Below are 25,741 nucleotides of genomic sequence, written 5' to 3'. Positions count from 1 at the left end.
CGAAGACGGATCGGGAAGGGACGCGATGACGATCGATACGAACATCGACGAGCTCCGGAGTATTGCCGCGCAGGGGGCGGCAGAACTCGAAGGTGCGTCGGCGCAGGAACTCCTGCGGTGGACGGACGAGACCTTCGGTACCCCCACCACCGACGGTGGACGTAGCGGGTACATCGTCGCGTCCAACATGCAGGACGGTGTCCTGGTCCATCTGGCCGCGCAGCAGCGCCCCGGCGTGGACGTGCTGTTCCTCGACACCGGCTACCACTTCGCCGAGACGCTCGGCACGCGCGATGCGGTGGAGCAGGTGTACGGCGTGAACATCGTCAACGCCCGGGCGCAGCAGTCCGTCGCGGAGCAGGACGCCCTGCTCGGCAAGGATCTGTTCGCCCGCGACCCGAACGAGTGCTGCCGCCTGCGCAAGGTGGTGCCGCTGAAGGAGAGCCTGAAGGGCTACCGCGCCTGGGTGACCGGAATCCGCCGTGTCGAGGCGCCCACCCGCGCGAACTCACCGCTCATCTCGTTCGACGACGCGTTCGGACTGGTGAAGATCAATCCGATCGCGGCATGGTCCGACGAGGACATGCAGAACTACATCGACGAACACGGGATCCTCGTCAATCCGCTCGTCGACGAGGGCTACCCGTCCATCGGGTGCGCCCCGTGCACCACCAAACCACTTCCCGGAGCCGATCCGCGCAGCGGGCGCTGGGCCGGCCGAGCCAAGACCGAATGCGGGTTGCACGCCTCATGACACTCACCGATACGAATCCCACCGAGACCCGGACGCTGCTGGACGGCAACCGGTTCGACACCCTCGACGCCCTCGAGTCGGAAGCGATCCACGTCTTCCGCGAGGTCGCGGGCGAGTTCGAACGCCCCGTCATCCTGTTCTCGGGAGGCAAGGACTCCACCGTCCTGCTGCACCTCGCCATCAAAGCGTTCTGGCCCGCGCCGCTGCCCTTCGCGCTGCTGCACGTCGACACCGGCCACAACCTCCCCGAGGTCCTCGAGTTCCGCGACCACGTCGTCGAAAAGTACAACCTTCGACTGCACGTCGCGAGTGTCGAGGACTACCTCGCCGACGGCCGGCTCACCGAGCGTCCCGACGGCATCCGCAACCCGCTGCAGACCGTGCCGCTGCTCGACGCGATCTCGGAGAACCGGTTCGACGCCGTCTTCGGTGGCGGCCGCCGCGACGAGGAGCGTTCGCGCGCCAAGGAGCGGATCTTCTCGCTGCGCAACGCATTCGGCCAGTGGGATCCGAAGCGTCAGCGTCCGGAGTTGTGGAATCTGTACAACGGGCGGCACGCACCCGGGGAGCACGTGCGTGTCTTCCCGCTGAGCAACTTCACCGAGCTCGACATCTGGCGCTACATTGCCCGCGAGAACGTCGAACTGGCGAGCATCTACTACGCGCACGAGCGCCCCGTCTACCGCCGCGACGGCATGTGGATGACCCCGGGTGTCTGGGGCGGTCCGGCCGAGGGCGAAGAGCCCGAGACGCGTTCGGTGCGCTACCGCACCGTCGGCGACGGATCGACCACCGGCGCGATCCTGTCCGAGGCCTCCACGAACGAGGAGATCCTCGCCGAGGTCGCGGCATCACGACTGACCGAGCGCGGCGCCACCCGCGGCGACGACCGGGTTTCCGAAGCGGCGATGGAAGACCGCAAGCGAGAGGGCTATTTCTGATCATGAGCGACCTTCACGAGCAGAGCGTGCAGAGCGACACGCAGCTGCTGCGCCTCGCCACCGCCGGTTCGGTCGACGACGGCAAGTCCACCCTGGTGGGACGACTGCTCTACGACACCAAGTCCGTACTCGCCGACCAGATCGACGCCGTCACCCGCGCGTCGGTCGACCGCGGCCTCGACACCCCCGACCTCTCGCTGCTCGTCGACGGCCTTCGCGCCGAGCGTGAGCAGGGCATCACCATCGACGTGGCGTACCGCTACTTCGCGACGCCGAAGCGCAGCTTCGTCCTCGCGGACACCCCGGGTCACGTCCAGTACACCCGCAACACGGTGTCGGGTGCGTCCACCGCGCAGCTCGTCGTCCTGCTCGTCGACGCGCGCAAGGGTGTCGTCTCGCAGACCCGCAAGCACGCCGCCGTGCTGGCCCTGCTCGGTGTGCCGAAGCTCGTCCTCGCGGTCAACAAGATCGACCTCGTCGAGGATCCGGCCTCGGTGTTCGCGCAGATCTCCGCCGAGTTCGGGGAACTGACGAGTTCGCTCGGCTGGGCACCCGAGGACGTGCAGGAGATCCCGGTCTCCGCGCTGCACGGCGACAACGTGGCCGTGCGCAGCGAGAGCACCCCCTACTACGACGGCCCGACGCTCATCGAGCACCTCGAGTCGGTTCCCGTCGACGCCGATGTGCACGGCCGGCACGAGACCGGTCTGCGCTTCCCGGTGCAGTACGTGATCCGTCCCCGCACCGCCGAGTTCCCCGACTACCGCGGCTACGCCGGTCAGGTCGCGGCAGGGTCCGTGCGCCCCGGTGACGAGGTCGTCGTGCTGCCGTCCGGTGTCCGCACCACCGTCGAGCGCATCGACAGTGCCGACGGCGCATTCGATGTCGCGCACGCCGGCCGGTCGGTGACCCTCGTGCTCGCCGACGACGTCGACGTCTCCCGCGGCGACATCATCGCCACCCCGGAGGCGGCACCCGAGCCGCTGTCGGAGTTCGAGGCCACCGTGTGCTGGCTCGCCGAGAAGCCGTTGCGCCCGGGCGCCCGGTTGCTGCTCAAGCACGGCACCCGCATCACGCAGGCCATCGTCGGGACGATCGACGAGCGGTTCGACGAGCAGGATCTCTCCTCCGTCCCGAGCCCGGAGAGCATCGAGCTCAACGAGATCGCGCGCATCACGGTGCGTGTGGCCGAGCCGATCGCCGCGGACGACTACCGCATCAACCGCCGCAGCGGCAGCTTCCTGCTGATCGATCCGGCCGGGGGCAACACCCTCGCCGCGGGTCTCGTGGGCGACGGACTCGCCGACATCGAGCTCGGGGACCGCGTCCCGGCATGATGCCGCTCGTCGCCGTCGCGCACGGCAGTCGCGACCCGCGTTCGGCGCAGGCCGTGGCTGCCGCGCTCGACACCGTCCGGGCCGAGAACCCCGGTCTGGACGTGCGACTCGCGTTCCTCGACCTGAACACCCCGTCGGTCGGTCAGGCTCTCGACGCGCTCGCCGCGGACGGGCACCGGCAGGTCGCGGTGGTGCCGCTGCTGCTCGGCAGCGCCTTCCACGCGCGGGTCGATCTGCCGGCCCTGTTGCACGAAGCGCAGCAACGTCATCCGCTGCTCGAGGTGCTGTGCTCGCCGATCCTCGGCGACGACGATCTCCTCGTCGACGCGGCTCGCGATCTCATCACGGCCACGGGGGTGTCGGCCGACGATCCGTCCGTCGGTATCGCAGTGTGCGCGGTGGGATCGCGACGCCCCGAAGCGAACCGGGCGACCGGGCTGGTCGTGCCCCGCATTCTCGTCGGCACGGCGTGGACGCAGGCCGCGGCGTGCTTCGCCACGACCGGTCCGTCCGTGGGGACGACCCTCGCCGACCTCACCTCCCGCGGTGCCCGCACCGTCGTGCTGACACCGTGGATCCTCGCCCCCGGACTGCTGTGGGACCGTGCCTGCGCCGAGGCCGACAGCCTCGGGCACGTGCGGGTCGCGCAGACCCTCACCCGGCACGATGCCGTCGCGCGGGTGATCACCGAGCGCTACACCGAGGCCGTGCACCGGCGGCGCGGACTGCGCGTGGCCTGAGTCACTTCCGGATCTCCACCCGAGTTCACGCACGATTTGCATTCCTCCGCTACAACGGAGTCACGGTCGTCGTCCGACGACATCGGTGATCCGGGAGGGCCTCACGTGCAGAACGAACTTCGGCGCTACATCGATCGGCTCCGCACGGAGGGCTATTCGGTGCGCGACGACCACGGTGAGGACCCCGATCTGATCGACATCGAGGGCCGGGCCGTCGACACCTGGCGGGAGAACTATCCGTACGACACCCGGATGGACCGCGCCACCTACGAGGTCGAGAAGTATCTCCTGCAGATCGAACTGCTGAAGTTCCAGTCGTGGGCCAAGGACAACGGCTCCAAGCACATCATCGTGTTCGAAGGTCGCGACGCCGCCGGCAAGGGCGGCACGATCAAGCGGTTCCAGGAGTACATCAACGTCCGGCACGCCCGGACCGTCGCGCTGAACAAGCCGTCCGACCGTGAGCAGGGCCAGTGGTATATGCAGCGCTACATCCAGCACTTCCCCACCGCCGGTGAGCTCGTACTGTTCGACCGCTCCTGGTACAACCGAGCCGGCGTCGAACGGGTCATGGGTTTCTGCAGCGACGACGAGTACGAACGTTTCATGGAGCACGTCCCGTTGTTCGAGAAGCTCGTCGTGGACGCCGGCATCACCCTGACGAAGTTCTGGTTCTCCGTCACCCGGAGGGAGCAGCGCACGCGCTTCGCCATCCGCCAGCTCGATCCGGTGCGACGGTGGAAGCTGTCGGAGATGGACCTCGAATCGCTCGACAAGTGGGACCAGTACACCGACGCGAAGGAAGAGATGTTCCGGCGCACCGACACCGACTGGGCGCCGTGGACGACCATCAAGTCCAACGACAAGAAGCGGGCCCGGGTCAACGCGATGCGGTTCTTCCTCAACCAGTTCGAGTACGACGACAAGGACCGTCAGATCGTCTTCCCGGCCGACCCGAGGATCGTGCAGCGCGGCAAGGACGCCGTCGGCGACTAGCTGTCGGGAGGTCGTGCTCCGGGCGTGCCGAGGTGCGCAGGACTGGCGCCCAGACTGCGATCCGTACCACACTGGATGGTGACGCGAGGAGGCAGCATGGGCACAGCCAATGTCGGTCACGGAATCGTCGTCGGCATCGACGGATCGGACAGCGCACTCGATGCGGCCCGGTGGGCCGCCTGCGTCGCCCGACGTCTCGGCGAACCGATCGACCTGGTCCACGTTCATCCCCCCACCTCCGGCGACGGGACCGACCCGTCGGAGGAAGCCGTTCTGACCGCCGCGGAAGCGGCAGTTCGGGGCGCGGTCGACCGGGGCGCGGTCGACCGGGTCGAGGTCCGGCGGTCCACTCCGTCGGGCAAGCCGGATCGAGTGCTCACCGACCTGTCGCGCGAGGCACGGATGATCGTCCTCGGCCACACGACCACCACGGAGTGGGAGTCGATGATCCGGCGCTCCGACGTCGTGTCGGTGGCCAACCACGCGGAATGCCCGGTGGTGACGTGGCGCAGCCGCGACGGATTCCAACCGCCCGACGGGCGCCCGGTCGTCGTCGGAGTGGACGGCACCGAGGTCAGCGAGTCCGCCGTCGAGCATGCGTTCGCGACCGCCGCGGCGCTCGAGGCACCCCTCGTCGCGATCCACACCTGGACGGAGCAGTCCACGCTCACCTACGGCGAGGGGTCACGGTTCACGGACTGGACGGCCTACGTCGAGCACCGGAGGGAGGAGATGAAGTCGCATACCTCCGGGCACACCGAACGGTTCCCCGACGTCGCGGTCTCCTACCGGGTCGAGCGGGGCAAGCCCGACATCGTCCTGCTCGAGGAATCCAAGAGTGCCCAGCTCGTGGTGGTCGGCAGCCACGGCCGGAGCCCGCTGGCCGCTGCGGTGGTCGGCTCGAGCAGTCAGGGACTCATCCATCACAGTTGCTGTCCGGTCATGATCTGCCGCGCCCACCACCGATCGGAAACCGAGGCCCACTGAGCCGACCGGCGTGACCCTCGAGTCCCCCGCTCGGTTACTGTGCGGCGGTACCGAGCGGGGCGGTCTCCGACGCGGCCGGAGCGTGCGCGTAGACGGTGTCGCCCGCGACGAGCCCCAGGTCGTGGGTTTCGCCGCGGGTGATCTGCGTCGTGAACTGCTCACCCGTCGCGTCGTTGCGCAGTTCGACGCGCACCTCGAAGCCCAGCCGGACCACACGCTCGACGGTCGCCCGCGTGACACCGACCGAGCCGCCGGAGGTGTCGGAGAGCGCAGGTTGCCGGGCGAGCCGGATGTCGTGCGGCCGCACCAGCACGCCGTTGAGCTTGGACACCGTCCCGAGGAACGACATCACGAAGCTGTTCGCCGGGCGATCGTAGAGTTCCTCCGGCGTTCCGACCTGTTCGATACGTCCGGCATTCATCACCGCGATGCGGTCGGCGACGTCGAGCGCCTCCTCCTGGTCGTGCGTGACGAGCACGGTGGTCACGTGCACCTCGTCGTGCAGGCGGCGCAGCCAGGTCCGCAGGTCGGCGCGCACCTTCGCGTCCAGGGCACCGAACGGCTCGTCGAGCAGCAGCACCTGCGGGTCGACGGCGAGAGCACGGGCGAGCGCCATGCGCTGACGCTGGCCACCGGACAACTGCGCCGGATAGCGTCGCTGGAACCCGCCGAGCCCGACGATCTCGAGCAGGTCGTCGACCCGCTTCGTGATCTCGGCCTTGGGCCGCTTGCGGATCTTGAGTCCGAAGGCGACGTTCTCGCGCACGGTCATGTGCTTGAACGCGGCGTAGTGCTGGAAGACGAAACCGATGTCGCGCTTCTGCGGGGTGACGCCGGTGACGTCCTTACCGGCGATGTGGACGGTGCCCGCGTCGAGGGTCTCGAGGCCGGCGATCGAACGCAGCAGCGTCGACTTCCCCGAACCCGAGGGTCCGAGCAGGGCGGTGAGCGAGCCGGACGGGATGTCGATGTCGACGTCGGCGAGTGCGGCGAAATCTCCGTAGTTCTTGCGCGCCCCGGTAACAGTGATCATTCGGTGGTCCTCTTCCGGTCGAGCAGGGTCATCAGCAGCAGGACGATCACCGCGATGGCCATGAGCAGGGTCGCGGCGCTGTAGGCGCCGAAGGTGTTGTGGTCGTCGATGTACCGGGCGTGCACGAGCAGCGTCAGGGTCTGGGAGACGCCGGGGAAGCCGGACGAGACCATGATGACGGCGCCGAACTCGCCGAGGGCCCGCGCGACGGTGAGGACGATGCCGTAGGTCAGGCCCCAGCGGATCGCCGGCAACGTGATCCGCCAGAAGGTCTGCCAGGTGTTCGCGCCGAGGGTCGCGGCGGCCTGCTCCTGCTCCTCACCGATCTCGCGCAGCACCGGTTCGACCTCGCGCACGACGAACGGCAGCGTCACGAAGATCGTCGCGAGCACCATGCCCGGCAGGCCGAAGATCACCTTGAAGCCGAGATCCTCGACGGCACCGAACCAGCCGTTGGCGCCCCACAACATGATCAGGGCGACACCCACGACGATCGGCGAGACCGCGAAGGGCAGGTCGACGACGGCCTGCAACAGTCCCCTCCCCGGGAATCTGCCGCGGACGAGCGCCAGCGCGACGACGATGCCGAAGATCACGTTCACGGGTACGACGATCGCGACGATGAGCAGCGACAGGTTCAGAGCCGAGATCGCCGCCGGGGTGCTGATCGACTCGGCGAACGCCACGATGCCGTTCTCGAAGGTGCGGTAGAGGATCACCCCGATCGGGACGAGCAACAGTACGAACAGGTAGGCGAGCGCGACGAAGCGCAGCGACAGTCGGGATGCGAGGGACGGTTTCACCGGTCGTCCTCCTCTCGGCGCAGCCCCCGATTTGCGACCAGGCGCAGGACGAACAGCACGACGAAGGCGATCACCAGCAGCGCGACGGAGACCGCGGCGGCGTTGACCGGCCGGTCGATCTCGATCTGCTGCTGGATGTACTGCGACGCGACCTGGGTCTTGTACGGGATGTTGCCGCCGATGAGCACGATCGAGCCGTACTCGCCGATGGCGCGGGCGAATGCCAGGCCGGTGCCGCCGAGGACCGCAGGCGCGAGCACGGGCAGCACGACCGTGCGGAAGATCGTGAAGTTGCCGGCGCCGAGCGAGGCGGCGGCCTCCTCGACCTCACGGTCGGCCTCGATGAGCACCGGCTGCACCGAGCGCACCACGAACGGCAGCGTGACGAACGCCAGCGCCACCACCAGTCCCGGCTCGGTCGCGTTGAGCTGCACACCGATCGGGCTCTGCGGCCCGTACAGCGAGAGCAGCACGATGCTCGCGACGATCGTCGGTAGCGCGAAGGGCAGGTCGATCAGGGCATTGACGAACTTCTTGCCCGGGAACTCGTCGCGGACGAGCACCCAGGCGATCACCGTGCCCATCACCGCGTTGATCGCCGCGACGACCAGCGAGACGACGACGGTGATCCGTAGGGTCGCCAGGGCGGCCGGAGCGGTGATCGCATCGACGAACGTCCCGAGACCGTCCGAGACGGAGTGGAAGGCCAGGGCCGCGAGGGGAAGCAGGACGATCAGGCTCAACCACAGTGTGGCGATGCCGATACCGAGGGGCCCGACGGCGCCGGTGAACATCCGGCGTCGTGGTCGGGCGGGGGCCGTGGCGGACGGCCGGCGACGCGAACCCGCCGGGGCGGGAGACGAATCTCCCGACCCGGCGGTGTGTTCCGAAACGGTCACGCGCGTGCTCTACTTCGTTGCGTTGTCGTAGATCACCGCGATGGTGCCGGTGCTGTCGGCGAACAGCTCCTCGTTCACGGTCTCCCAGCCGCCGAGATCGGCGACGGTCCACAGCTTCTCCGGCTGCGGGAACTCATCGGCGAATTCCTCGGCGACGGTCGGATCGACGGGCCGGAAACCGGCTTCGGCCCACAGGCGCTGGGCCTCGGGGGTGTACAGGAAGTCGTTGAACGCCTGCGCGACCTCGACGTCCTTCGCGTTCTTCAGTACCGCCGCAGGGTTCTCGATCTTGAAGGTGACGGGCGGGGTGACGTGCTCGACGGGGTCGCCGTTGCGCTCGATGAACAGTGCCTCGTTCTCGTAGCTCAGCAGCACGTCGCCGGTGCCCTGCAGGAAGGTCTCGGTGGCCTCGCGACCGGACTTCGGCTGTACCTTCACATGGTCGGTGACCAGTGCGGTGACGTAGTCGATGCCGGCCTGCGGGTCGGCGCCGCCGTTGCTCTTCGCGGCGTACGGTGCAAGCAGGTTCCACTTCGCCGAACCCGAGCTGAACGGGTTGGGGGTGACGACCTCGACATCCGGCCGGAGCAGGTCGTCCCAGTCCCGAATGTTCTTCGGGTTGCCCTCACGGACGACGATGGTCACGACCGATCCGAACGGTATCCCGTTGTAGGCGTTGTCGTTCCAGTTCTCGTCGACGAGTCCCGCGTCGACGAGACGGGTGATGTCGGGCTCGACGGAGAAGTTCACGAAGTTCGCCTCGGCGCCGTCGCGCACCTTGCGGGACTGGTCTCCGGAGGCGCCGTAGGACTGCTGGAAGACGACGCCCTCGCCTTCCTCGCTCTCCTGGAAGGCGGGGATCAGCGAGTCGAATCCGACCTTGGGCACGGCGTAGGCGTAGAGGTTGACCGTGCCGCCGGATCCGTCGCCGCCGCTCTCGGCTCCGACGGTGTCGCTCGAACCACCGGAGCAGGCGGTGAGGGAGAGTGCGGTGACCGCGGCGAACGCCGCGACAACGAACCTGGAACGTTTCATGACGAGCCTCCTGAGGGGCTGTTTCGAGGGGGGATGAACGCGACCGGCACCGGACGAGGGGCTGCCGGAATCGGACCGGCCGGGATTCGCGAGGATGCGGCACCGACGGACGAGAGGATCCGGAAGACGGGGACCGCGGAGAGAAGGAGGATTCAGCGACAACAGTCGATGTCGGCGACCGATGGCATGCCCACAGCGCTCAACGCCAACTCGTGGCGGAGGCGGGGCAGAGTGGTCGCGGACACGCGGCAGAGATTAGCAGAGGTCGAGGGTCGACCGAAATCGACGATTCGGACACCGGACGTCGAGCACCGAACCGGATGCGCGAGCGGCGTGCTCACATGGAGACGAGCCATGCGACGACGACGATGATCAGCAGCGCGATCAGCGCCAGGGTTACGCGCGAACGCGGCATGTCAGCAATCCTCCGTCGTCGTGGCGGGCGAGTCCGTCTCTCCGCGGCCGAGCAGTCCGAAGACACCGGCCATCGCCCGATCGAGCAGCCATGCGACCCCTGAGCAGGCCGGCACCAGCACTGCGAGCACCAGGGCCACCTGGGGGACGAAGGACAGGCCCGCGAGCCACAGCTCGAAGCCGTCCCACCACGAAGCCACCCGATCCATTGCCTACACCCTAGTAGGTTCGGCAACCGCGCTGCGATCCGCCCGGCCCGCGGTGATCATGGAGGGATGGACCACTACCACTCCTCCTCACCGCTGTCGGGGGCACCCTTCCGACGGAGTCCGTTCCCGCCGATCGACGACTACGCATTCCTCTCGGATTGCGAGAGCACCTGCCTGATCGCACGTGACGGCACCGTGGAGTGGATGTGCGTGCCCCGTCCGGACTCCCCGAGTGTGTTCGGGTCGCTGCTGGACCGCAGCGCGGGACATTTCCGGTTGTCGCCGCACGACCGCACCGTTCCTGCGGCACGCCGGTACCTGCCGGGCGGTCTGGTGCTCGAGACGACCTGGCAGACCGACACGGGTTGGATGATCGTGCGGGACGCGCTGGTCATGTCACCCTGGTACGACGTCGAGGAACGCTCCACCACGCATCGCCGGACCCCGTCCGACTGGGAGGCCGAGCACATGCTGTTGCGCACGGTGCGCTGCGTGAACGGGACGGTCGACCTGTACGTCAGCTGCGAACCCGCCTTCGACTACCACCGCGGCCGCACCGAATGGAGCTATACCGGCAAGGTCTACGAGGAGGCCACCGCGGTATGCCGGAACGCGCCGGACGAACATCCGACGCTGCGCATGACGACGGATCTGCGCCTCGGAATCGAGGACCGCGAGGTCCGCGCGCGACGTCGACTCCACAAGGGCGACACGGCCTTCGTCGCATTGTCGTGGTCGGACTGCCCGATGCCGCACACCTTCGACGAGGCCGCCGTCAAGATGACCGCCACCCAGGACTACTGGCGCGAGTGGATCACGACGGGCCGCTTCCCGGATCACCCGTGGCGCACCTACCTGCAGAGCAGCGCTCTGACGCTCAAGGGACTGACCTACAGCCCGACCGGGGCGCTGCTCGCAGCGTCGACGACCTCACTCCCCGAAACACCTGGCGGAGAACGTAACTGGGACTACCGTTACGCGTGGGTACGCGATTCGACCTTCGCACTGTGGGGTCTGTACACCCTCGGGTTCGACCGGGAGGCCGACGACTTCTTCTCGTTCATCCTCGACGTCTCGCGCGACGCGGACGGCGTCCGCTATCCGCTCCAGGTGATGTACGGGGTGGGCGGTGAGCGCGAGTTGCCGGAGTCGACCCTCGATCATCTGAGCGGCTACGACGGCGCCACCCCGGTCCGCATCGGCAACGACGCCTATCACCAACAGCAACACGACATCTGGGGCACACTGCTCGACTCGGTGTACCTGCACGTCAAGTCCCGCGGGCACTTCCCCCAGACGCTGTTGCACACCCTGCGCCGGCAGGTCGAGGAAGCAGCGGCCAACTGGCGCAAGCCCGATCGCGGCATCTGGGAGGTGCGCGGCGAACCCCAGCACTTCGTGTCGTCGAAGGTCATGTGCTGGGTGGCACTCGATCGCGGCGCGAAACTCGCCGAACTGCAGGGTCGTCCCGACTACGCCCGGAAGTGGGCGGCGATGGCCGACGAGATCAAGGCCGACGTCCTCGAACACGGCGTCGACGAACGCGGCGTCTTCACCCAGCGGTACGGCCACCCGTCACTCGACGCGTCGGCTCTGCTGATCCCCTTGTTGCGCTTCCTGCCCGCAGACGACCCCCGGGTGCGGGCCACGGTGCTGGCGATCGCCGACGAACTCACCGAGGACGGGCTGGTGCTGCGCTACCGGGTGGAGACCACCGACGACGGGCTCGCGGGCAAGGAGGGCTCGTTCACCATCTGCTCGTTCTGGCTGGTCTCGGCGCTCGTCGAGATCGGCGAGGTCGAGCGGGCCGCCGCACTGTGCCAGCGCCTGCTCGACTACGCGAGCCCCCTGAAGCTCTATGCCGAGGAGATCGACACCGAGAGCGGACGTCATCTGGGGAACTTCCCGCAGGCGTTCACCCACCTGGCGCTCATCAATGCCGTCGTCCATGTCATCCGCGCAGAGCGGGAGATCGGAGCGGGCAACTTCCGGCCCGCGCATCTCGGACCGTGAGCCGGTCTCAGGCGTTCGCGACCGCCTCGATCTCGGCGTTGCGGTCGGCGATGATCCTCTCGGCGTCGTCGGTGCGGCCGAGGACCTCACCGAGCACGCGCACCTGTTCGTCCCAGCGGTCCACGCCGGTGTCGCCGAGAGGCCCGATCGTCGGGGCGACCGCGGAGATCGTGTCGTAGTCGTTCTGCGAGGCGATCTGCCAGGCGCCGAGGATCAGGTCGGGTTCGAGAGCGGCCACCTCCTCGACGGGCACCGACGTCTCCGCCGCCGCACTCAGCGCCACCGCATCCGGGGAGACGTCGGTCTGCCACGGATAGAGGCCGCGCTCGTCGCCGTACGAGCCGGCGCTGTAGTACGCGATGGGCTGCACCCCGAGTTCGACGAGAGCGTCGAGCCATTGGCTGGAGGTCGCGACGATCCGCTCGGGTGTGCCCTCGATCGTCGTCGTGCCGTAGGAGTGCTCGACGGTGACGGTCTCACCGCCGGCGGTCGCGGTGTCATCGGTGTCCGACGAACACGCCACGAGGGTCGGGGCGACGAACAGTACGAGCGCTACCGCGGAGAGAACGACTCGGCGCATGGGCGACCTCCACCTCAGGTGAGGCTCACCTCAGCTCGAATGTGGACGTCCGTGTGCCGGCGCAGTGCTCAACGGAAGCGGGACAGCAGGGTCTCCGCCTGTTCGGCGATACCCCGGATCACCTCGCCCGCGGGTCGCTCGGAGCGCACCAGACCGGCGGCCTCCCCCGCGTAGACCACCCCGATGTCGGGATCGTCACCGGTGTACGCCGCGGCGAGGGTGTCCTCGTCGGCGCCCCGGCCGTGCCACTCCTCGGTGAACGCATTGCGCAGGGCGCGTCCGCCCCAGCGCGCCGGCCACGGCTGGTGCCGGGCCTTGTCGAAGACGTCGGTGTAGACGGTGTCGGCGCTGCCGGCCTCCACGAGCCGGCCACGGGCGTAGTCGGGGCCGACGGTCTCCGGGCTGGCGAGCAGCGCCGTCCCGACCAGGGCGCCCTGCCCACCGGCTGCGAGCACCGCTGCCAGACCGCGACCCGTGGCGATGCCACCTGCGGCGAGCACGGGCAGCGACGTCGACTCGAGCACCTCCTGCAGCAACGGGAGGGTACCGATCCTGCCCGTGTGCCCACCGGCCTCATGGCCCTGCGCGATCACCGCGTCGACACCCGCTGCCTCGACCACGCGCAGATCGTCGACCGTGTTGATCTGCGAGAGGACGACGGCCCCGGCCTCGTGGACGCGCTCGATGTAGGGAGCGGGATCGCCGAACGAGAGCGTGACCAGTTGCGGGCGGTGCTCGAGCACCGCGGTGAGGAGGCTGTCGTCGTCGGCAAGCGCCCAAGTCATCAGACCGAATCCCACGGCCCCACCACCGATCTCGCGGGCGGTGCGCACCTCGCCCTCGATCCACTCGGCGGTGTTGTACCGGGCGGCACCGATCAGGCCGAGTCCGCCGGCCCGCGTCACCTCGCCGGCGAGCCGCCCACCGGCCCGGCCACCCATGGGCGCACCCAGCAGAGGAACGGAGATTCCGAGTTCACGGGTGAGCCAGGTGTCGAGCACGCGAATCCTTCCGGTGGGCGTCGCAGCAGGAGCGACTACTTCTTCGGCTTGTCGGACGAGGCCTCGGACGACAACGCGGCGACGAACGCCTCCTGCGGAACGTCGACGCGGCCGATGGTCTTCATCCGCTTCTTGCCTTCCTTCTGCTTCTCGAGCAGCTTGCGCTTACGGCTGATGTCGCCGCCGTAGCACTTGGCGAGAACGTCCTTGCGGATCGCCCGGATGTTCTCGCGGGCGATGATCTTCGAGCCGATCGCGGCCTGGACGGGCACCTCGAACTGCTGCCGCGGGATGAGTTCCTTGAGCTTGGTCGTCATCTTGTTGCCGTAGGCGGCCGCGGCGTCCTTGTGGACGATCGCGCTGAATGCGTCGACGGCCTCGCCCTGCAACAGGATGTCGACCTTGACCAGCGCGGCCTCCTGCTCTCCGGCCTCCTCGTAGTCCATCGAGGCGTAGCCGCGGGTGCGCGACTTCAGCGAGTCGAAGAAGTCGAAGATGATCTCGGCCATCGGCAGCGTGTACCGCAGCTCGACGCGGGTCTCGGACAGGTAGTCCATACCGCCGAGCTCACCGCGCCGCGACTGGCACAGCTCCATGATCGAACCGATGAACTCGCTCGGCGCGATGATGGTGCACTTGACGATCGGTTCGTAGATCTCGCGAGCCTTGCCCTCGGGCCAGTCGGACGGGTTCGTCACGACGACTTCCTGGCCGCCTTCGAGCACGACGCGGTAGACGACGTTGGGAGCCGTGGAGATCAGGTCGAGGCCGAACTCGCGCTCGAGGCGCTCGCGGGTGATCTCCATGTGCAGCAGACCGAGGAAGCCGCAGCGGAAACCGAACCCGAGAGCGACGGACGTCTCGGGCTCGTAGGTGAGCGCGGCGTCGTTGAGCTGGAGCTTGTCGAGCGCGTCGCGCAGCACCGGGTAGTCGGAGCCGTCGACCGGGTACAGACCGGAGTAGACCATCGGGCGCGGTTCGCGGTAGCCGGTGAGCGGCTCCTCCGCACCGTGGCGGGCGGTGGTGACGGTGTCGCCGACCTTCGACTGGCGCACGTCCTTCACGCCGGTGATGAGATAGCCCACCTCGCCGACGCCGAGACCGGCGGTGGCCTTGGGTTCGGGCGAGACGATGCCGACCTCGAGCAGTTCGTGGGTCGTGCCCGTCGACATCATCTTGATCTTCTCGCGGGGCACGATCTTGCCGTCGACCACACGCACGTACGTCACGACGCCGCGGTAGGTGTCGTAGACGGAGTCGAAGATCATGGCGCGGGCGGGCGCGTCGGCGTCACCGACCGGCGGCGGCACCTGGCGGATCACGGCGTCGATGAGTTCGGGGACGCCCTCGCCGGTCTTGCCGGAGACCCGGAGCACGTCGGACGGCTCACAGCCGATGATGTTCGCGATCTCACCGGCATAGCGGTCGGGATCGGCCGCGGGCAGGTCGATCTTGTTGAGGACCGGGATGATCGTCAGGTCCTTGTCGAGCGCAAGGTAGAGATTGGCGAGGGTCTGCGCCTCGATGCCCTGCGCGGCGTCGACGAGCAGGACCGCGCCCTCGCACGCCTCGAGCGCGCGGGAGACCTCGTAGGTGAAGTCGACGTGGCCCGGGGTGTCGATCAGGTGCATCACATAGTCTTCGCCGTCGAGCTTCCACGGCAGACGTACGTTCTGCGCCTTGATCGTGATGCCACGCTCGCGCTCGATGTCCATGCGGTCGAGGTACTGGGCGCGCATCTGCCGCTCCTCGACCACCCCGGTGAGCTGCAGCATCCGGTCCGCGAGCGTCGACTTTCCGTGGTCGATGTGCGCGATGATGCAGAAGTTCCGGATCTTTGCGGGGTCCGTGAACGTGGTGTCGGCGAAGGTGCTGATGTCGTGCTCCTGACTCGGACTGGCAGCGGCCAGCAGACCGCGGTCACCCTGCAGAATATCCAAGTCGGGCGACGGCCGGGATTTCGCCCGGGTCAGGTCCGGTTAAGCTCGGTTCCCGTGGCCGGTACATGGAAGAAGTTGGGCAGGCAGCTGGGGCGTCTCGCCGTCGACCAGGGTCCGAAGATCTACCAGCAGTTGCAGCAGTCCGGGGCGCTCGACAAGGCGCGCGCCGCGTTGAACGCGGCCGGCCGGACCGGCGCAGCGAGCGGAACCTCGGGGAGCGGTACCACTGCGGCACCGAAGCCCGGCGCGTCCGGGACCACGGCGCCGAAGCCAGGTGCCGCGAAGACCCAGTCCGGCACGAAGCGTCCGGCCCCCGGTCGCCCGGTGGCGTCGCGCACCACGCCCACGGCGCAGCGTGCCCGCCGCCTCGAGTACTCCCCCGACCTCGACGGTCGCGCCGATCCGGGCGAGATCGTGTGGACCTGGGTGGCCTATGAAGAAGATCCGACGGAGGGCAAGGACCGCCCGGTGCTCGTCGTGGGCCGCGACGACAGGACGCTGCTCGGGCTGATGCTCTCGTCGAACTCCGAACGCGACGGTCACCGCGACTGGCTCGGAATCGGCTCCGGACCGTGGGACGCGGAGAACCGCCCGAGCTGGGTGCGCCTCGATCGCGTGCTCGACGTTCCCGAGGACGGCATCCGCCGCGAAGGCGCGATCCTCCCCCGCGCACGATTCGATCAGGTCGCGACCCGGCTCCGTACCGATTTCGGCTGGAGCTGAATCGGGCCGCGCCCTGACCGCAGGCCCTCAGGAGGCCCGGAGCCCGTACCGCCGCCCGAAGAGGAAGGTGTAGACGAGCGCTCCGAGCGCTCCGCCGATGAGCGGGAACACGATGAATGCCCACAGCTGCCCGAGCGCACCGTCCTGGTAGAAGGCGACGGCGAGGCTACGGGCGGGATTGACCGACGTGTTGTCGATCGGGATCGAGATCAGGTGGATCACCGCGAGAGTGAAGCCGATGGCGATGCCGGCGATCGGCGCGTCGGCCACCTGATCGGTCGCACCCAGCACCACGAAGACGAGCACGGCCGTGAGCAGGACCTCGACGACGATCATCGCGCCGATGCCGTAGCCGTTCTCGAGCACGCCGCCGAGCGGACCGTGCACCGCCGAGGGGCTGTGCGCGCCCCAGCCGTTCGCCCCGAGGCCGTCGGCGGCACGGTCGTAGCTCGGCAACGACGACGCCACCGCGTAGAGCGTCAGACCGGCGACCAGACCGCCGACGACCTGCGCGATCCAGTAACCCACGGCGCGCACCGGCGTCACGTGACCGACGATGAGCTGCCCGAGCGTCACCGCCGGGTTCACGTGACACCCGGAGATCGGGCCGATGGTGTACACGAGGAACAGCAGGGTCAGGCCGAACGCCAGTGCGACGCCGAGCTGACCGACATAGGTTCCGGCGAACACCGCGGTACCCACCGCGGAGAACACCAGGAGGAAGGTTCCGATCGCCTCCGCCACGTACTTCCGCAGGTCGGAGAACTCACCGGGGTCGCTGATTTCCAGGGAGGTCTGGCGTGCGAGATCTTCGTCGATTCGGGACTCGGGATCGCGTGGGGGTTCCATGGGTCACCTCGATGTTCGCGGTCCCGCTCGCAGGCGGAACCTGGTGGTAGAACACTTCGAGTCGATGCACCGCAGCCGCGAACTCGTCGTTCGCGCTGTGAGGGAGATTACGCATGCGCCGTGACCTCGACAACGACATCGTGCACCGTGGCGTGTCCGCCCATGTAGATGCCCTCCCGCGGCGGCACGCAACAACAACAGTCAGGTGCGCGTAGTCCTGGCCGAAACGATCAGGCCGGTGAGAAGGGTGATTCGACCGCCGGTTTGGGCTTTGCGATCCGTTCTTGGTAACCTTGTCCATCGGTGCTCAGATGCACCCAGAGCTTTCCTACCAGCTACCAGCAAGACGACAGGATTTTACGCGTGGCCAACATCAAGTCCCAGGTGAAGCGGATTCGCACCAACGAGCGCAACCGACTCCGGAATCAGTCGGTGAAGTCGTCGCTTCGTACGGCGATCCGTTCGTTCCGCGAGGCTGCGGCCGCTGGCGACAAGGACAAGGTCAACGAGCTCCTCGTCGCCACGAGCCGTCAGCTCGACAAGGCTGCCAGCAAGGGTGTCATCCACCCCAACCAGGCTGCCAACAAGAAGTCTGCTCTCGCGAAGCTTGCCAACAAGCTCTGAGTTCATCGCTCCAAGGTAGTAGACGCAGGCTCTGCTTCACGAAGGCCGTCCCCCGCCGGGGACGGCCTTCGTGGCGTTGAACGACAGATATGATGCCGCCCGCCCGGAATCGGCCGCGGGCACGAGCACGGGCACGGGCACGGGCACGGCGGAGAAGCCTCAGGCCGCCAGCTCGGAGATGACCCGCACGGCGTGCTCGAGGGCGTAGTCCGGATCGGCCGCGGCTCCCTTGACGTCGGCGTTGAGCGCAGCGACCACCGTGAGTGCGGTCCCGATCGACGCCGGCGCCCACGTGCGCGCCTGCGCCTGCGCCTTCTTCACCTTCCACGGCGGCATACCCAGCGACGACGCGAGGGAGAACGGGTCGCCGCGACCGGCCGAGCCGACCCGGGCGATCGTGTGCACGGCGTCGGCGAGAGCATCGGCGAGCAGCACGTGGGCGACACCGCGGTGCATCGCCCACCGTAGCGCTTCGAGCGCACCGGCCGTATCGCCGGCCACGGCCTTCTCGGCTACGTCGAATCCCGACACCTCGGCCTTGCCCGAGTAGTAGCGTCGCACGGCCGCAGCATCGATCTTGCCGCCGGTGTCGGCCACGAGCTGGCTGCACGCCGCAGCGAGTTCGCGCAGGTCGGAACCCACCGCCTCGATGACGAGCTGTTCGACATCGCCCGAGACTCGCACCCCCGCAGCCTGGAACTCCTTGTGGACGAACGTCCGCACCCACGCCGCCTTCTCCCCCGCCTTCGCGGGAGCGGCACACATGTGCTCCTCGGCGCCGCGCTTGCGCAGCGCGGGCACCATCGCCTTGGTGCGTCCCCCGCCGCTGTGGAGGATCACCAGTGTCACGCCCGGAGGCGGATCGCCCGCGACATCGAGGATCAGCGCCGCGGCGTCCTTCCCGGCGTCGGCGGTGGATTCGAGGATCACGATGCGTTCTTCCGCGAACAGCGACGGACTCAGCAGCTCGGCGAGTTCGGGTACGCCCGCGTCGCCGGCGCGGAGCCGGGAGACGGGGAGATCGCCGGGAGTTTCGCTGCGCGTGCGGACATCGGACACGATCTTCGCGACGGCACGGTCGACGAGCAGTTCTTCCTCACCGAGGATCAGATGCAGGGACGCGTCGCTCACGGTTCGATCGTGCCACGCACGTCCGACACCACCGCGAGCGCCCCGGAGGCGGCACGGAGCACTGCAACGTCGCCGTGCAGGTCGGTCCGCAGGACCCGCGCCCCGATTCCGGTCAGGGTGGAGACGATCTCGGGATGGGGATGCCCGAACAGGTTGTCTCGCCCGGCGCTGACGAGGGCGACGCTCGGCCGCACAGCGGTGAGGAAGCGTGCGGGTGTGGTGCGCGAGCCGTGGTGCGGCACCTTCAACACGTCCGCACGCACGTCGGTGCCCGACCGCACGAGTGCGTCGAGCGCGGCCTCCTCCGCGTCTCCCGGCAACAGGACCCGGCCCACGACGGTGTCGACCGCCAGGACGAGCGAGTTGTCGTTCTCGGAACCGCCTGTCCGTCGCCCAGCCGGGCCCAGCACCCGGATGTCGAGATCGCCCGCACGCAGGGTCGCACCGGCACCCACTTCCCGCACCACGACACCGACCCCGGCCGCCGCGTCGAGCACACCCGCCGCGTCGTCACCGGCAGCACCCGGCCCGACCACGACCATCTCGACCGAGCGCCCGGTGAGGACACCGCGGATCCCACCCGCGTGGTCGGCGTGCAGGTGCGACACGACGAGCAGTGCGATACGGCGAATCCTCAACCGGCGCAAGCACCGATCGACGGGTTCCGGTTCGGGTCCGGTGTCGACGACGACCGCGCGCCCGTCCCCCGTCGCCAGCACCAGCGCATCGCCCTGACCGACATCGCATGCGACGAGTACCCATTCGGCTCCGGGCCAGCCCGGTCGCAGCATCCGCACCGGCAGCCACACCGCCGCGACGGCCACCGCAATCACGAGAGCCGTGATCCGCACCCGCCGGTGACGAGCCACCGACCACGCCACCGCGACCAGCACCGCCGCGACCACTGCCCCCACCGGCCCGTCCGGCACCTCGAGTTCGGCCGACGGCAACGATGCCGCCCGGTCGGCCACCGTGATCAGCCACCACAGGAACGGCCCGGTGCCGCGCGCGAGCACCTCCCCAACCCACGGGACGACGGAGGCGCCCAGCGCGACCAGCGAACCGAGGACCGTCAGCGGCGCAAGTACCGGGGCGACGAGGACATTGGCCGCGACCGACACGACACTCACGGTCCCGCTCACCGCCGCGACGAGAGGTGCGGTCGCTACGAACGCGACCAGCGACATTGCCGCGACCTCCGCGATGGGACGCGGCCACCCGCGATCCACGAGCCGGGTCACGACAGGTGGCGCGGCGACGATCAGTGCCGCCGTCGCGGACACCGACAGCGCGAACCCGACGTCGACGGCGAGGTCGGGCAGGAGTACGAGCAGTACGCCCACCGCGGTGCACAGGGCGGGAAGTGCCTGTCGCTCACGACCCGTCACGAATGCCAGCAACCCGATCGATCCCATCGCGGCCGCGCGCACCACACTCGCCGACGGACGGACCACGACGACGAAGGCGACGAGAGCCGTCGCGGCGAGGATGGTCCCGGAACGCGGTCCGAGTCCTACCGCGCGCACGAGGAGCAGTACCGCTCCGAGGACGATGCTGACGTTGGCTCCGGACACGGCCGTCAAATGCGTCAGTCCGGCCACCCGGAAGTCCTCCCGCACCTCGTCGGTCAGCGCCGTGGTGTCGCCCACCACGAGACCGGGCAGCAGGCCGGCCCGATCGGCGGGAAGCACCGCGGAACCCACCTGCGCGAGCCGGTCGCGTACCGTGCCAGCCCATCGCTGCCACACCGGGGGCGGGCCGACGACCGTGGGTGCGTTCTCCGCGTGGAGCACCGCCACCGTGGTGCCCGGCCCGGTGTGCGGCGCCGCCCGCACGCGTGCGGTGACCGACTGCCCGGGCAGGAGATCTCCCCACGAGTCGGCCGGGGCGAGCACCACCACCGATCCCCCGGTGTCCATGGATCGTCCACCGACCATCACGTGCTCGAGCCGGGCCGGGATGCGTACCCGGGGTGTGTCGTCGAAGGCCGCGGCCCGGATGCGTCGCGGGTCGTCGGTGGGGAGGAGGACGACGCCGGCCCACGCTCCCCTTTCCGCTGCGGAGGCGATCGGGTGCTGGTCGGCGGCCCATATCCGTAGACCGGCGGCCGGCCCGAATCCCGCGACGACGGCCAGTGCGGCGAGGAGGATCCGCGCACCTCCGCGTGGGATGCGACCGGTCGCGACGAGACGGACCGTCACGGCGCATCCGACGACGGCCGCGACCGCCACGGCGGTGACGATCCGCCATCCCGTGTACAACCCGAGAAGTGTCACGGCCCACGCGGCCAGCGCGCACGGCACCAACCGGGCATCGAGAACCGTTGCGGCGTCGGACCCGTCGTTCCGTCCGGTCACACCGTCACCAGTTCACGCAGCCTCGCGAGTCGCGCCGGTCCGATCCCGTCGACCTCACCGAGTTGTTCGACGTCCGTGAACGGTCCGTTGGTGTCGCGCCACGAGACGATCGCCGCGGCCGTGACGGGACCGACGCCCGGCAGCGCGTCGAGCGCGGTCTCGTCGGCGGTGTTGAGATCCACCGGCCCGCTTGCCTCCGGTGGAGCATCGCCCGGTGTCTGCGCCCCGACGATTCCACTGGCCTGCGGAACAGGTTGGGGCGGGGCGATTCCCACGACGATCTGGTCACCGTCGGCGACCCGCCGGGCCAGATTCAGGCCGATGAGGTCGGCGCCGTCGACGGCACCGCCGGCAGCGTCGAGCGCGTCGGCCACACGGGATCCCGCCGGCAGCCGCACGAGCCCGGGACGTGTCACCGCACCCACGACGCTGACGACGAACTCAGCGGAATCCGGTTGTGCCGTGTCCGTCTCCCTCGCGGCGGACGGCTCTGCCGTGTCCACGACTTCGACTCTCGGCAGCGGCGGTACCGGTTCGGGGACCGGCCGGTCGCGCCACACGACGACGAGTGCCACTGCGGCGGCGAGCACTCCGATCGCGGCGAGAGCAGCGGTCCCACGTCTTCCCGTGTCCCATCGCGCGGCGGTCAGCCGATCGACGAATCGTACCCGGCCGGGACCGCTGTGGAGGGGTTCGTCGCCGTCGTCCGGATCCGCCCAGGGGTGGTCGTTAGCCGACCTGTCGTCGGTCCAGGGCGGTTCCGCGGGCATCGCCGAGGAACGCGTGATCGCGCCGAGGCGGGTGCGCGCGAGATCACGGTGGTCACTGCTCGCCATGCCGCGACGCTAACCGCGGCCGCGACCGCCGGATTCGGTGTCGGCGCCGATTCGGCCGGGGTTGTGGATGACCCGCACCCCTGTGGATGAATGCCCGGAGGGGGGCCTCCACCGGCATCATCCGGGCCGGGAGGTGGTGTAGGTGGTCAGTCCTCGGAGACACCGGTCGCCGCGGAGGCGACGACCACACCGACCGCACCCGGCCCGACGTGCGCGCCGAGAACCGCGTCGAGTTCGGACACGACGATCTCGGTGCCTTCCGGAAGGCGCTGTGCGAGCTGATCGACGAGGCTGCGCGCCCGCTCGGGTGCCCCGCGGTGGTGCACCGCGACGAGCGGTTCGTCGCCCACGTCGGTCGCGGCTCCGTCGACGAGCTTGGCCATCGCCTTGGTCATCGTGCGGGTCTTCTCCCGCAGGACGAGCTTGCCGTCGGAGATGTGCAGCACGGGCTTCATCGCGAGCGCGGTACCCAACAGCGCTGTGGCCGTGCCGATCCGGCCACCGCGACGGAGGTGGTCGAGCCGGTCGACGACGAGCAGGGTCCGGGCGGACGCCGCGACCTCCACGGCCCGCTCGTACACCCGGGCCAGGTCTTCTCCGGCCCGTGCGGCGCGCACCGCTTCGAGGACGGCGAAACCCGAACCCATGGCGGTGTTCCGCGAATCGACGAGCCGGATCCGGTCGCCCAGCGATTCGGCGGCGTGCCGGGCTGCGTCCCATGTGCCGGACAGCACCCGCGAGAGGTGCACGGCTACGACGCCGTCTCCTCCACTGTCCTCGAGCGCCTCGGTATAGGCGTCGGTCAGTTCTGCGGGAGACGGACCGGAGGTCGTCACGGTCGACAGGTCCTCCGGTAACTCGTCGACGCCCTCGCGGAGGTCGCGTCCGCCCGCGATGATGTGCAGTGGCACAACACGGATGTCGTACCGACGGACCAGTTCAGGGTCGATACAACTCGACGAATCTGTGACGACGACGACGGACACGACGCCTACCGTAGGCCCTCCACCGGGACTTCCGCATCCCGATGCACGATCCGGACCGCGTCGCCGACAGCGGCGGCGACACGGCGGTGTCCTTCCCAACCCCAGTGGATCCCGTCGGGATTGGCGTCGTCGGAGAAGACGTTCTCCCGCACCGCTTCGGCGAGATCGACGAGGGGAACCGACTTCTCGGCCGCCCAGCGGGTGATCGCGCGTGCCGCGGGGAGCCGGCCGGCATGCACCGACCGGTACTGCTCGCTGCGGTGCACCGACGGCATGGTGCCGATGACGGGCAGATCGGGGCGCATGTATGCCAATGCGTCCCTGATCGTTTCGAGGTACTCGACGCTGACCCGGGGTGGGAGCGCCACCGGTCGCCCGAGCGGTGACAGTCGCGGCTGCAACCACCCGTAGGCGTTACGCGCCGCGCGACGCAGGGCCGGCGGGCGGATGTAGCGCAGGCCCTCCCGCAGTGCGGTGGGCAGCGGGGACGGGAGGGTGTCCATCCCGCCCACGGCCAGGACGACGGCTCCGGCGTGCGGGATCGCGGCCCACACCCGCGGGTCCTGGGTCATGGCCCACCACGCGTCGCGTGTGGTCCACCCGATCCGGGCGACGAGTTCGACGTCCCATCCGAGTTCGGCCGCGACCAGGTTGGGCCAGATCTGCGGATGGTCGGCGGGCAGGCCGCCCTTCGGGCCGTAGTAGCTCAGGGAGTCACCGATCACCAGCAGGACCGGGCGCTGCGGGGCGGCGTCGGTTCCGATCGGCGTGGGTTCAGAGGACGTCATCGGGCGCCACTGTGGCCGACGCGTTCCAGACGTCGAGGCGCCAGGACGGCACCTCGCCGTATCCGCTGAGCTGCACCCAGCCGGTGTTCCCGAGACCGCCGAGGACGGACCACCGATCGACGGGCAGGTCGAGCAGGGCGGCGGTGAGCGCGGCGATCAGGCCCCCGTGTGCGACCAGCACGATGGGCCGATCGCTCCAGTCCTCGTACTTGTCGAGCAGTTCGCCGACGACGGCCATGCTGCGCCGCGCGACGTCGATCCGGTTCTCGCCTCCCGGCGGTGCCCAGGTCGCGTCGGCGCGCCACGCGCTGCGCGCGCCCGGGGCCACGGCGTCGACCTCGGTGTGGGTCAGGCCCTGCCATTCGCCGAGATGCGTCTCGCGCAGCCGCGTGTCGATCGCGACCGGCAGCCCGATGCGATCGCCGAGCGCGGTCGCCGTGTCGTAGGCGCGGCGCAGATCGGACGAGACGACGGCGAGCGGATCGAACCGGGCGATCGCGTCGGCGACGGCGAGCGCCTGCTGCCGGCCGAGCTCGGAGAGGTCGGTGTCGAGTTGGCCCTGCATCCGCCGCGTGGCGTTGTACTCGGTCTGGCCGTGGCGCAGCAGCACCAGCTGCCGCACCCGCGGGCTCTGCGAACCCTCCTCCGGACGACTCACACGTCCTCCGGCGAGTCGGCGGCGTCGATCGCCGAACGGGGGCCACCCACACCGTCGACCTCGATGGTCGGGCAGTCCTTCCACAGGCGGTCGAGGGCATAGAAGTTGCGCTCGTCCTCGTGCTGGATGTGCACCACGACGTCGACGTAGTCGAGCAACGTCCACCGTCCCTCGCGGGTGCCCTCGCGGCGGACGGGCTTGTGGCCGGCCTCGCGCAGCTTCTCCTCGACGTTGTCGACGATGGCGTTGACCTGACGCTCGTTGGGTGCGGACGCGATGACGAAGCAATCGGTGATCACCAGTTGCTCGGACACGTCGAGCACCACGACGTCGGTGGCGAGTTTCTCGTCGGCGGCCAGGGCTGCGATTCGGGCCATCTCCGTGGCTTCTGCCGTTGCGCTCACTGCGTGCTCTTTCTCTCGATGGTGCCGGGGGTGTTTCCGTCGAACACCGGGACGGGATCTCCGTCGGGGTGCGTATTCGTGCGGTAGAGCCGGCGTTTGCTGATGTACTGCACCACTCCGTCGGGGACCAGATACCAGACGGGACGGTTCTCGCGGGCCCTCCTGCGGCAGTCCGTGGAGGAGATCGCCAGTGCCGGGATCTCCACCAGGCTCACCGCCTCGGCCGGGAGTTCGTCCAGATGCGGTGCCAGGTGTTCGGCGTGAAGGTCGTATCCGGGCCGGGACACCCCGACGAAGCGGGCGAGGTCGAACAGGGTCTGCCAGTCCTGCCAGGACAGGATCGATCCCAGTGCGTCCGCGCCGGTGATGAAGTACAGATCCGCGTCGGGATACTGCTCGCTGAGATCGCGCAGGGTGTCGACGGTGTAGGTGGGTTTGCGTCGATCGATGTCGACGCGGCTGACGGAGAACCGCGGGTTGGATGCGGTCGCGATCACCGTCATCAGGTAACGGTCCTCGGCGAGGCTGACGTCGCGTCCGGTCTTCTGCCAAGGTTGCCCGGTGGGCACGAAGATCACTTCGTCCAGGTCGAAGCTCGCGGCGACCTCGCTGGCCGCCACGAGGTGTCCGTGGTGGATCGGGTCGAACGTTCCACCCATGACGCCCAGGCGGCGCCTGGGGGCCGAGGGCCGATCCGTTGGCT

At 69.0% G+C, this 25,741-nt stretch carries 27 protein-coding genes; 9 read left to right on the top strand and 18 right to left on the bottom strand.

The genetic code is table 11. The features are described 5' to 3' along the window. Positions 1-25: 25 nt before the first annotated feature. The 6 genes from BLV31_RS11260 (at position 26) to BLV31_RS11235 (ending at position 5,755) form a co-directional block, all read left to right on the top strand. Positions 26-754 (top strand): phosphoadenylyl-sulfate reductase, encoded by a 729-nt coding sequence (locus BLV31_RS11260; RefSeq protein WP_006554488.1) that lies wholly within the window; start codon positions 26-28, stop codon positions 752-754. Further along, complete coding sequence (cysD, locus tag BLV31_RS11255; protein ID WP_006554489.1) at positions 751-1,695, top strand: sulfate adenylyltransferase subunit CysD; 945 nt, start codon at positions 751-753, stop codon at positions 1,693-1,695. Before BLV31_RS11260 ends, cysD begins: the two co-directional genes overlap by 4 nt. Before the next feature lie 2 nt (positions 1,696-1,697). Further along, positions 1,698-3,032: a sulfate adenylyltransferase subunit 1 gene (locus BLV31_RS11250; RefSeq protein WP_006554490.1), complete on the top strand. Its 1,335-nt coding sequence runs from the start codon at positions 1,698-1,700 to the stop codon at positions 3,030-3,032. Then, positions 3,029-3,772 carry a sirohydrochlorin chelatase gene (locus BLV31_RS11245; protein WP_006554491.1) on the top strand — a complete coding sequence of 248 codons (744 nt, stop codon included), beginning with the start codon at positions 3,029-3,031 and terminating at the stop codon, positions 3,770-3,772. The genes BLV31_RS11250 and BLV31_RS11245 overlap by 4 nt, the downstream gene beginning before the upstream one ends. A 105-nt stretch (positions 3,773-3,877) precedes the next feature. Continuing rightward, positions 3,878-4,768: a polyphosphate kinase 2 gene (ppk2, locus tag BLV31_RS11240; protein WP_006554492.1), complete on the top strand. Its 891-nt coding sequence runs from the start codon at positions 3,878-3,880 to the stop codon at positions 4,766-4,768. Positions 4,769-4,864: 96 nt separating this feature from the next. Next, positions 4,865-5,755, top strand: a complete 891-nt coding sequence (locus BLV31_RS11235; protein ID WP_064061339.1) for a universal stress protein — start codon at positions 4,865-4,867, stop codon at positions 5,753-5,755. Positions 5,756-5,789: 34 nt separating this feature from the next. Here the strand turns inward: BLV31_RS11235 and BLV31_RS11230 are convergent, their stop codons facing one another. The 6 genes from BLV31_RS11230 to BLV31_RS11210 all read right to left on the bottom strand — a co-directional run bounded on the left by BLV31_RS11230 (position 5,790) and on the right by BLV31_RS11210 (position 10,148). Further along, positions 5,790-6,788: a sulfate/molybdate ABC transporter ATP-binding protein gene (locus tag BLV31_RS11230; protein WP_019288354.1), complete on the bottom strand. Its 999-nt coding sequence runs from the start codon at positions 6,786-6,788 to the stop codon at positions 5,790-5,792. Continuing rightward, positions 6,785-7,591, bottom strand: a complete 807-nt coding sequence (gene cysW / locus BLV31_RS11225) for a sulfate ABC transporter permease subunit CysW (protein ID WP_019288355.1) — start codon at positions 7,589-7,591, stop codon at positions 6,785-6,787. The genes BLV31_RS11230 and cysW overlap by 4 nt, the downstream gene beginning before the upstream one ends. After that, entirely contained in the window at positions 7,588-8,385 is a 798-nt protein-coding gene (gene cysT / locus BLV31_RS11220) for a sulfate ABC transporter permease subunit CysT (RefSeq protein ID WP_016694104.1), read from the bottom strand. The genes cysW and cysT overlap by 4 nt, the downstream gene beginning before the upstream one ends. 114 nt (positions 8,386-8,499) lie before the next feature. After that, positions 8,500-9,525: a sulfate ABC transporter substrate-binding protein gene (locus BLV31_RS11215; protein WP_064061340.1), complete on the bottom strand. Its 1,026-nt coding sequence runs from the start codon at positions 9,523-9,525 to the stop codon at positions 8,500-8,502. Positions 9,526-9,677: 152 nt separating this feature from the next. After that, positions 9,678-9,770, bottom strand: a complete 93-nt coding sequence (locus tag BLV31_RS25850) for an Ms4533A family Cys-rich leader peptide (RefSeq protein WP_346243126.1) — start codon at positions 9,768-9,770, stop codon at positions 9,678-9,680. Positions 9,771-9,941: 171 nt separating this feature from the next. After that, positions 9,942-10,148: a hypothetical protein gene (locus tag BLV31_RS11210; protein WP_019288357.1), complete on the bottom strand. Its 207-nt coding sequence runs from the start codon at positions 10,146-10,148 to the stop codon at positions 9,942-9,944. A 66-nt stretch (positions 10,149-10,214) separates the two neighbouring features. Between BLV31_RS11210 and BLV31_RS11205 the strand changes: the two genes are divergently transcribed. After that, on the top strand, positions 10,215-12,161 hold the full coding sequence (locus BLV31_RS11205; protein WP_039585133.1) for a glycoside hydrolase family 15 protein: 1,947 nt from the start codon (positions 10,215-10,217) through the stop codon (positions 12,159-12,161). A 7-nt stretch (positions 12,162-12,168) separates the two neighbouring features. Here the strand turns inward: BLV31_RS11205 and BLV31_RS11200 are convergent, their stop codons facing one another. The 3 genes from BLV31_RS11200 to lepA form a co-directional block, all read right to left on the bottom strand. Then, positions 12,169-12,741 carry an ABC transporter substrate-binding protein gene (locus tag BLV31_RS11200; protein ID WP_230810339.1) on the bottom strand — a complete coding sequence of 191 codons (573 nt, stop codon included), beginning with the start codon at positions 12,739-12,741 and terminating at the stop codon, positions 12,169-12,171. Positions 12,742-12,809: 68 nt separating this feature from the next. Then, the gene (locus BLV31_RS11195; RefSeq protein ID WP_019288359.1) at positions 12,810-13,742 is read right to left on the bottom strand and encodes an NAD(P)H-dependent flavin oxidoreductase; all 933 of its coding nucleotides are present in this window, start codon (positions 13,740-13,742) and stop codon (positions 12,810-12,812) included. Between the two features lie 35 nt (positions 13,743-13,777). Next, positions 13,778-15,673 (bottom strand): translation elongation factor 4, encoded by a 1,896-nt coding sequence (gene lepA, locus BLV31_RS11190; RefSeq protein ID WP_259443777.1) that lies wholly within the window; start codon positions 15,671-15,673, stop codon positions 13,778-13,780. A 63-nt stretch (positions 15,674-15,736) separates the two neighbouring features. On the opposite strand from lepA, the gene BLV31_RS11185 reads away from it, so the two are divergent. Then, the gene (locus tag BLV31_RS11185; protein WP_064061341.1) at positions 15,737-16,405 is read left to right on the top strand and encodes a type II toxin-antitoxin system PemK/MazF family toxin; all 669 of its coding nucleotides are present in this window, start codon (positions 15,737-15,739) and stop codon (positions 16,403-16,405) included. Between the two features lie 27 nt (positions 16,406-16,432). Here BLV31_RS11185 and BLV31_RS11180 read toward each other — a convergent pair whose 3' ends face one another. After that, positions 16,433-17,254 (bottom strand): aquaporin, encoded by an 822-nt coding sequence (locus BLV31_RS11180; RefSeq protein ID WP_064061342.1) that lies wholly within the window; start codon positions 17,252-17,254, stop codon positions 16,433-16,435. Between the two features lie 363 nt (positions 17,255-17,617). On the opposite strand from BLV31_RS11180, the gene rpsT reads away from it, so the two are divergent. Further along, complete coding sequence (gene rpsT, locus BLV31_RS11175; RefSeq protein WP_006554505.1) at positions 17,618-17,878, top strand: 30S ribosomal protein S20; 261 nt, start codon at positions 17,618-17,620, stop codon at positions 17,876-17,878. 159 nt (positions 17,879-18,037) lie between these two features. On the opposite strand, the gene holA is transcribed toward rpsT, so the two are convergent. The 8 genes from holA to nadD all read right to left on the bottom strand — a co-directional run bounded on the left by holA (position 18,038) and on the right by nadD (position 25,697). After that, positions 18,038-19,009 (bottom strand): DNA polymerase III subunit delta, encoded by a 972-nt coding sequence (gene holA, locus BLV31_RS11170; RefSeq protein WP_006554506.1) that lies wholly within the window; start codon positions 19,007-19,009, stop codon positions 18,038-18,040. Next, a complete protein-coding gene (locus BLV31_RS11165) occupies positions 19,006-21,366 on the bottom strand; it encodes a DNA internalization-related competence protein ComEC/Rec2 (RefSeq protein ID WP_064061343.1) in 2,361 nt (786 codons plus the stop codon). Before BLV31_RS11165 ends, holA begins: the two co-directional genes overlap by 4 nt. Beyond that, positions 21,363-22,202, bottom strand: coding sequence for a ComEA family DNA-binding protein (locus BLV31_RS11160; protein WP_064061344.1), 840 nt, complete (start codon positions 22,200-22,202; stop codon positions 21,363-21,365). The genes BLV31_RS11165 and BLV31_RS11160 overlap by 4 nt, the downstream gene beginning before the upstream one ends. Before the next feature lie 146 nt (positions 22,203-22,348). Continuing rightward, positions 22,349-23,188 (bottom strand): DegV family protein, encoded by an 840-nt coding sequence (locus tag BLV31_RS11155; RefSeq protein ID WP_006554508.1) that lies wholly within the window; start codon positions 23,186-23,188, stop codon positions 22,349-22,351. 5 nt (positions 23,189-23,193) lie between these two features. Beyond that, positions 23,194-23,976 (bottom strand): diglucosylglycerate octanoyltransferase, encoded by a 783-nt coding sequence (octT, locus tag BLV31_RS11150; protein ID WP_006554509.1) that lies wholly within the window; start codon positions 23,974-23,976, stop codon positions 23,194-23,196. Beyond that, positions 23,963-24,541: a histidine phosphatase family protein gene (locus BLV31_RS11145; protein ID WP_230810365.1), complete on the bottom strand. Its 579-nt coding sequence runs from the start codon at positions 24,539-24,541 to the stop codon at positions 23,963-23,965. Before BLV31_RS11145 ends, octT begins: the two co-directional genes overlap by 14 nt. Positions 24,542-24,630: 89 nt before the next feature. Next, positions 24,631-25,038: a ribosome silencing factor gene (gene rsfS, locus BLV31_RS11140; protein WP_024101369.1), complete on the bottom strand. Its 408-nt coding sequence runs from the start codon at positions 25,036-25,038 to the stop codon at positions 24,631-24,633. Then, positions 25,035-25,697: a nicotinate-nucleotide adenylyltransferase gene (nadD, locus tag BLV31_RS11135; protein ID WP_064061345.1), complete on the bottom strand. Its 663-nt coding sequence runs from the start codon at positions 25,695-25,697 to the stop codon at positions 25,035-25,037. The genes rsfS and nadD overlap by 4 nt, the downstream gene beginning before the upstream one ends. Between the last annotated feature and the right edge of the window lie 44 nt (positions 25,698-25,741).

This window comes from Rhodococcus pyridinivorans (genome assembly GCF_900105195.1).
Taxonomy (GTDB): domain Bacteria; phylum Actinomycetota; class Actinomycetes; order Mycobacteriales; family Mycobacteriaceae; genus Rhodococcus; species Rhodococcus pyridinivorans.
This window is presented reverse-complemented; position numbering and strand designations above follow the sequence as displayed.